Below are 6,215 nucleotides of genomic sequence, written 5' to 3'. Positions count from 1 at the left end.
GATCGCATCGGAGTCCAATATTACCCAAAATTGCTGGGAATGACACCATTTACCCCAGCTGAAGGCTATCGGTTCTTAATTGCCCCAGGAGAAGATGAAGACGAAATCACCGCGATTATGGTGCATGAAATTGACACTTTTTGCGCCAAAAATCGAATTTCTGGGTGTCATTTTCTTTACGTCGATCCCGAATGGCGTCCGATGCTGGAACGGCATGGTTTTACAACTTGGCTGCACCACAGCTACGTCTGGGAAAATGCTGGGTTTAAAACTTTTGATGACTACTTGAAAGTTTTCAACGCCAATCAGCGCCGCAATATCAAGCGGGAACGCAAAGCTGTGGAAAAAGCAGGTTTACGATTGCAACCTCTAACTGGTGATGAAATTCCTCAGTCTTTATTTCCCTTGATGCACCAATTCTATGCTGACACCTGTGATAAGTTTGGCTGGTGGGGTAGTAAATATCTCACACGGAGGTTTTTTGAGCAGTTACACGCCGATTATCGCCATCGAGTCTTGTTTTTTGCTGCATATAGCGAGCAAGATAACTCTCATCCTTTAGGAATGTCCTTTTGTTTGTTTAAAGGTGACAAACTCTATGGACGCTATTGGGGAAGTTTTCAAGAAATAGATTGCTTACATTTTGATGCTTGCTATTATGCACCGATTGAGTGGGCGATCGCTAACGGTATCCAAATTTTTGACCCTGGCGCGGGCGGGCGTCACAAAAAACGGCGCGGTTTCCCCGCCATGCCCAATCATAGTTTGCACCGCTTTTACAATAATCGTTTAGGACAAATTTTACGTCCCTATATTAAGGAAGTGAATCAACTCGAACAGCAGGAAATTGAGGCAATTAATGCAGAGTTGCCATTTAGTAACCGAGATTCTTAAAAGTTTGCCAAGGCAGTCCCGATGAAGCAAGTTTCACAACCAAGCATGAAAGTAGTCTTTCCCCACTCACCACTCACCACTCCCTACTCCCAACTTTCAAGTCAGAGGGTGAACGACGAATTACACTTGATATAGAGTCAAAAAACCCTCAAGAAAGAAAATTTCTTTTTAGAATGCTTATGGATTTAATAGTTGAAGATTTAGCCGCAATTGATGATAAACTTTCCCAGCGCCATATTGACCTTGATCCAGGTGGATATTTCATTATTTACTTGGATCGAGATGCCGGGTTAATTTATGCCAAGCATTTTACAAATGTGATTGACGATCGCGGTTTAGCTGTCGATCCCGAAACGGGAAAGGTAATTCCTGCACGAGGAAAGGTAGAACGAACTCACACAACTGTTTTTAGCGCGAGGACGGCGAAAGAACTTTGCGTGAGGATTTTTGAAGAAACTCAGCCCTCTCCTGTAACTCAATTCAATCATGCAGCTTATTTAGGTCGAGAATTTGTTCGGGCTGAGGTAGCTTTAGTTACACAGCAAGAGTATGTTCAAGATTAAGTTAAAAGTTAGGAGTTAGAAGTTAAGAGTTAGAAATTCATAACTCCTCACTCCTAACTCTTTCATTACCCATTAGATGATGGCTGATTTATCTGATAGATATAGTAAGTGGCCATTGGGATAACGGTGGCGGCAATTAACAATCCTACTACCCAAGCAGTAGCGTTACCTTGGTCAGTTTCTCCTGCTTTCTTGAACGTGCCTTCTACCTGTACATTGTCACTTATTTGGGGTGGCCCTGGATCGGCTTTGCCAGAGAGGACAGCGACAAGGCGATCGCTTGCATCTAGAAATGCCTGATTGTATTTGTTACCATTGCGTAACGGCACACTTACTGTTTCAGTAGCTACACTCTCGGCAATAGAGTCAGTAAGCATTGGCTTGACTTCATCCCCAGTAATAATGGCAGTACCATTAGTAACCGTATCAATAACCAATAAGGTTTCATTAGCTTGGGCTTCTTTTGTCGGAAACCATTTTTCAAACAGTTCTTTGGTGAAGCTTTCCGGTGTTTCACCGTAGTCGAGGCGGCGAACAGTAACAATTCTAACTTTCTTACCTGTTTGCTTTGCCAAATCCTCGAAAGCGCTGTTAATCTTACCTTCATTCAGACGGCTGATAACTTCACCTTGATCCAAAACCCAGGTGTTATTCCCTGCTGTGAGGTTGGGTATTTGATTCACACCTGTGGCAAAAGCAGGTGCGGCAAACAGCGAGGCTGCTAAAATAACCGTCACCAAAGGGAGAATTAGCCGGATGAGGTGTTTTTGACTATTAAATACTTGTTTGAGGAGCTGTTTCATCGTGTGATCCCTAAGACAGACTTGCACCAAAAATACTACAGAACCACTGCCAAAATCTTCTCGTTCCCGGTTTTCTCCAGTATCAAGTTTCTGCTACTGCCAGCAGATATATATTTTACGGGATTTTTTGATTGCACAAACTTGTTCTGAGGGCGGTTGCAAGCAATAAATTGACAAGAAATACCGCCCATTTTGGGGATTAACCCAAAAACTTAGGGCGGAATTTGCAAACCATCTAGAAATGATATCGTATAATCAATATTTTTGACAGAATTAAGCATATTTTTTCATATCTGCAAGTAGCTTTTCCTGCTATACCCATTGATGGGTTGATATCTGCATTTTTTGGATATTTTAGCTAAATTTATATCAATATAATAATATATATGTACATGACCATAATTTTAACTAACGACGACGGCATTGATGCCCCTGGTATCCGATCGCTGCTCAAAGCTGTAAACGGCAAAAATGCTATTATCGTTGCTCCTGCTGATCATCAGTCTGGCTGTGGACATCAAGTTACTACCACTCGTGCCATCAACCTTCAGCGACGCTCTGAGACTGAGTATGCGATCGCAGGCACTCCCGCCGATTGTGTGAGAATTGCATTAACACAAATCACCGCAGATGTCAAATTTGTGGTTTCAGGTATCAACGCTGGGGGCAATTTGGGAGTAGATGTCTACATTTCTGGCACAGTGGCTGCTGTACGGGAAGCCGCAATGCACGGTATTCCTGGAATTGCCATTTCTCAATATCGCAAAGCCAAGCAGAATTTTGATTGGGATTTGGCCGCCAAATTCACAGCTGAAGTTTTAGCGGAATTACTCAAGCGTCCCCTAGAACCGGGAAGCTTTTGGAATGTAAACTTGCCGCATCTGCAACCAAGAGAACCAGATCCGAATATGGTGTTTTGCCAACCCTGTAACAGACCTTTGCCTATAAACTATCGAATTGAAGGCGATAATTTTTATTATGTAGGCGAATATGGCAAACGCGATCGCACTCCTGGTAGAGATGTGGATGTATGTTTTTCCGGCAATATTGCGGTAACTCAGTTAAGGGTTTGACGATTGAATCCAGAATCCAAATTGGTCTTAGTCATCTAACGCTTGAATTACAGCATTTTTCAGGTATTTAGACCACAGATGAGACGGGGAGTGGGGAGTGGGGAGTAGGGAGTGGTGTAGTTCAATTACTTGAAAAGCGCTGTAAAGACATAAAACATTATCTATGCGAAGATGAAACTATCTATTTAGGATAGAGATTACTTTAATTTTCATATAGGACTAATATTTGATTTCTGAAAAAGCTCGGTACAACTCGAAAAGCCTAATTCCTTATTCCCTACTCCGTACAGACGCGATTAATCGCGTCTCTACCCACTCCCCGCCTACGTAGATAATTTCAAAAATCAAATACGATTCCTATAGTAGTTACAATATTTAGTATAAAATTGCTTCCTTTAATTAAGATAAACCCTGATTTTTTATTTGTTTAGATGTAGCTTCCATAAAGTCGATAAAAACTTTTATAATCTTATGAATTCCCTCGCTACCTCCTGCAATTAAACCTCCTGTTAGCAATGCATCTAAACAACGGAAAATAACTACTTGTATTGGATTATCTAAATCAATAATTACAAGTGGCTCGATTGAGCGAATACCTATTGCGCTCATTAAAAGACCGAATAAAAGGGATGTCCATAAAGCAATTATTCGTGTATCAGATTTATATGCTGTTTTTTGGCGCTCTTTTTCATTTATATCATCAATTTGTGGCTTGAATATTTTTAACGGTTCTTGTTGGTTTTGTGTAAAGTTTTGGATGATTTGCTGCTCTAAACTCATTCCTTCAGGTGGGAGTCCACTAATTCGATTGGATTCTAAAGAAGGATATTGGTTTTGTTGTACTTCCATAAGTCTTATTTTTTCCGAGAGTAAAGCCTTTTTTTGCTGAATACTAATATCTAATTGTTCGACAAATGGGCCGCGCCAAGTAGTTATAAAAACTTCTAAAAAACGCTCTAACAACAAAGAAATAAATAATTGTAAGGTGAGTAGCTGGATAATATCATTAAGCCCAAATGGTTTTAAAACGAATGGTTTAGATGAGAGCCAAGTTGACAAAGTTACTACTAGAAAACTAATGATAATTAATACAATAAATAGAGGAGATTCTGGAGAAAGCTTTAGCAACGGATCTATACTCCTATTTCGGGTCACACTAACACAGCTTGGAGGTGAGAACTACACCTGCTGAGTAACTTAACAACGTTAATTTGATAGAACAGTAAATAATTTATTACCCGACCATTTTTTCATCTGTGTGATATGGTATGCGACTGTAGAAGCGATGTCTTCAACGGGCTACGCCTACGCACCTTGGCAGGGTAAAAAGTATTGCTATACAAGCATTCCAGAAGTAAAAGCTAGGCTTCAAATGCACTGCGCCAAGCAAGGCGAGGGGCGATCGCGTTAAATATGAAAAGGTGCGTTGGGGAAAGGGGATGACGCCAATACAGTTCAGATAAGCCCAAAACCCTCATGTAGAGACGGGATTTATCGCGTCTTAAAATACCAATTATCTACTGAACCGTATTAGGGACGACGCTAGAGCAAGCAGCAAGCGTAGCACAAACTAAAAACCCCTCAAAGGTTGAAGGGGTTAAAGTAATTTTTGGTAATGGGATGGTGCTGACGGGGAAGAGAGCAGCTTTTCCTCCTTTGTGAAGCATTTTCTTATCAAAGCAACGAGATGATAGTAAAGCATTTTATAAATCCCTTACGAACCTCTGCAACAATATATTTAGTAAAATAAATTACTAATGTTACTGAATGATGTCAGCTGCGACTCAATGGCATTTAGGTAATTTGTATCATTCAAAGCTTGTGCTGGTAACTTTTTAGCGTTGACAGCAGCCTTAACCACATCTAGTGCAGTCAGGCTTCCTGTTTGGTATTGAGAAACCAAAGCACTACCACTAGGAATACCTTGTGCTTTCAACTTACCTTGATAAGCTAGAAATGCAGCATCAAAGGGTTTGAGGTAGCTGACGTTCGTAAAATGAGTGAGTAAATTGTTAGAGTTGATAGCTATAGGTTCGCCACTATTGTTAGTACCTATTTGAGCGCCACCGATTCCAGGTAATAAAGCAATAGAAGCAACAATGAGTACAGAATCTACCAAGGTGGAGAATTTCATAGGGTTATCCTTAGTTAGAGTAAAGTGCAATTAGTGTTATCGAGTAATAGAGTCTTATTTTTTATCAGTCTCAACTTCCTGCACTCAGTTCACCTGAGCGGTTGGTTTATTCCTCACCCGAATGGGTGAGCTAATTGAGCGCAAGTACTGAAAAAATAAATCGACAGCAAAGTTCAGGACAAATTTGAACAGATATATATTTAACTGAGGCAATCTAAAAATTTATGCAGCGCTATTACTCAGTTGTAGGGGTAGCAGGGGAGGCAGAGGAGGCTTTTAAGGAAAGAGGGTTATTGTTAATATCATTTCTTTGTGAGGCTGCGCCAAACCCTTTTAACTTCTTTCTTTGCGTTTTTCTCTAAGGAGACGCTGCGCGAATGCGGTTCGTTTTTCTTCCTTGTACTTACAGCAGTTTTCATGTATTTGAACCACATCTGTTGTAGGGGTAAAGCGCATTGCTCATACGTGTCAACTTAACGTAAAAGCCATGTCCCGCAAGGAACTGAAGTTCCTTGCTAATAGCGAAAGTCATCTGAAGATGACTAAATAATCCGAAAAATCTTTAGTCTACTTCAGTAGACTTTAGCTATAAGCCCTGAAATTCATTTCTGGGCGGGCGTCGAAGCCAACAGATAAGCGATTTTTAGCTTAAGTTGACAAAGCTGTTAGCTATTAGCTATTAGCTATTAACCCGGTACATGCCTCGCCCCTCGTGGGCGAAAAATTAATCTTGGGGAGGTTAATACCC

General features: G+C 40.8%; 7 protein-coding genes. 4 read left to right on the top strand and 3 right to left on the bottom strand.

From position 1 onward, the window contains the following. Positions 1–894 (top strand): GNAT family N-acetyltransferase (locus tag LC574_RS21840; protein WP_229455588.1); only part of this gene is annotated, 894 nt, incomplete at its 5' end. A 179-nt stretch (positions 895–1,073) separates the two neighbouring features. After that, the gene (locus tag LC574_RS21835) at positions 1,074–1,457 is read left to right on the top strand and encodes a DUF4346 domain-containing protein (protein ID WP_229455587.1); all 384 of its coding nucleotides are present in this window, start codon (positions 1,074–1,076) and stop codon (positions 1,455–1,457) included. 65 nt (positions 1,458–1,522) lie between these two features. On the opposite strand, the gene LC574_RS21830 is transcribed toward LC574_RS21835, so the two are convergent. After that, the gene (locus tag LC574_RS21830) at positions 1,523–2,260 is read right to left on the bottom strand and encodes a photosystem II repair protein Psb32 (RefSeq protein ID WP_229455582.1); all 738 of its coding nucleotides are present in this window, start codon (positions 2,258–2,260) and stop codon (positions 1,523–1,525) included. Between the two features lie 392 nt (positions 2,261–2,652). Between LC574_RS21830 and surE the strand changes: the two genes are divergently transcribed. Continuing rightward, positions 2,653–3,333: a 5'/3'-nucleotidase SurE gene (surE, locus tag LC574_RS21825; RefSeq protein WP_229455589.1), complete on the top strand. Its 681-nt coding sequence runs from the start codon at positions 2,653–2,655 to the stop codon at positions 3,331–3,333. Positions 3,334–3,732: 399 nt separating this feature from the next. Here surE and LC574_RS21820 read toward each other — a convergent pair whose 3' ends face one another. Next, positions 3,733–4,461 carry a hypothetical protein gene (locus LC574_RS21820; RefSeq protein WP_229455581.1) on the bottom strand — a complete coding sequence of 243 codons (729 nt, stop codon included), beginning with the start codon at positions 4,459–4,461 and terminating at the stop codon, positions 3,733–3,735. 130 nt (positions 4,462–4,591) lie between these two features. On the opposite strand from LC574_RS21820, the gene LC574_RS21815 reads away from it, so the two are divergent. After that, complete coding sequence (locus LC574_RS21815; protein ID WP_229455579.1) at positions 4,592–4,744, top strand: hypothetical protein; 153 nt, start codon at positions 4,592–4,594, stop codon at positions 4,742–4,744. Between the two features lie 327 nt (positions 4,745–5,071). Here LC574_RS21815 and LC574_RS21810 read toward each other — a convergent pair whose 3' ends face one another. Continuing rightward, positions 5,072–5,467 (bottom strand): hypothetical protein, encoded by a 396-nt coding sequence (locus tag LC574_RS21810; RefSeq protein ID WP_229455577.1) that lies wholly within the window; start codon positions 5,465–5,467, stop codon positions 5,072–5,074. Positions 5,468–6,215 lie beyond the last annotated feature (748 nt).

The organism is Nostoc sp. CHAB 5715, from assembly GCF_020829685.1.
GTDB lineage: Bacteria > Cyanobacteriota > Cyanobacteriia > Cyanobacteriales > Nostocaceae > Nostoc.
Note: the sequence above shows the minus strand (reverse complement) of the source record. Positions and strands in the feature narration are given on the sequence as shown.